We start from the raw sequence: 1141 nt of genomic DNA, 5'->3' as shown, positions 1-1141 counted from the left end.
CTTCCACCGCTTCTGCTACTTGATGATGATCTAGACATTGATGATCTTGAGCTTGAGCTTCGGCTAGATGAACCATAAGAAGAACTTCGGCTGCTAGAAGATGAAGATCCATAATTTCTCGAAGGATATGAGCTTCTAGACGAATTATTATTGTAGCTTCTAGTAGGTTGTTGGTAATTAGAACTTCTTCTAGCATAAGGTGTAGTAGACCTTGTTGTAGAGTTTGATGTTGGTGTTCTATTTACTGTTGTGCCTCTACTTTGCGTGCTAGAATATCTGTTAGTACCACTATATCTTCTAGCAGTGTTGTAATTGTTTGTAGCACTTCTGTTATTACTACCGCTAATTCTAGATGTAGTAGTGCCTCTTCTGTTATATGTTGTAGCTCTGCTAGAGGTGCTAGATACACTACTGCGGCGTGCTGTATTGTATTTTGATGTTGCGCTAGTAGAACGTCTAGATGTGTAATTTCTGCTACTTAAACCACTTCTAGAACTTTTATTGTAATAGCTACCTCTGCGGCTTGAGTTATATGCATAACCGCGGTTGCTGTAGTATCTGTTATTGCCATAATAGCCACCATAATATCTGTGTGGGTAGTTGTATCTCCAAGGGTTGTATGCCCAACTACCGTAAAAACCACCACCCCAAAACGGATCGTAATAACCCCAGTTATTCCAACCCCAATTCCAGTCATTCCATCCCCAATAGGTATTCCATCCCCAGTTGTTCCAACCCCATCTAGAGTAAGGTCTGTTCCATCCCCAACCAAAACCAGCATTCCAACCCCAGTTATTCCAACCGTTGTCAATATAGTTTATGGTTACGTTGTTAGGGTTTTGTCCCCAACCAGCATGTCCTTGGTAATCATTGTAAATAGTGTCGTTTACCGCGTAATCATCAGTATAATACGAATCTATATCAGTAAAAATAGCACCGTTTTCAAGTGTGTTTTCGTATTCTAGAGATTTGTTTCTAAAGTAATTTTTGTAGTAATTACTTCTGTTGTCGTTAGGCACTTCAGTAACTGTTTGTGTAGGGGTATTAGCTATTTGTACTGTAGAAGAACCATAAATACCATCATCATCAACACCAACGTATTGATAAGACCCACATGATACTATACCAAACATTAAACCAA

1 protein-coding gene is annotated in these 1141 nt (G+C 39.3%); it reads right to left on the bottom strand.

Going from position 1 to position 1141, the window contains the following annotated elements; all coding sequences use genetic code 11:
- Positions 1-1141: hypothetical protein (locus FUA24_RS23690; RefSeq protein WP_187388383.1), on the bottom strand; the 1141-nt coding region annotated here is incomplete at both ends.

This window comes from Seonamhaeicola marinus (assembly GCF_008085455.1).
Note: the sequence above shows the minus strand (reverse complement) of the source record. Positions and strands in the feature narration are given on the sequence as shown.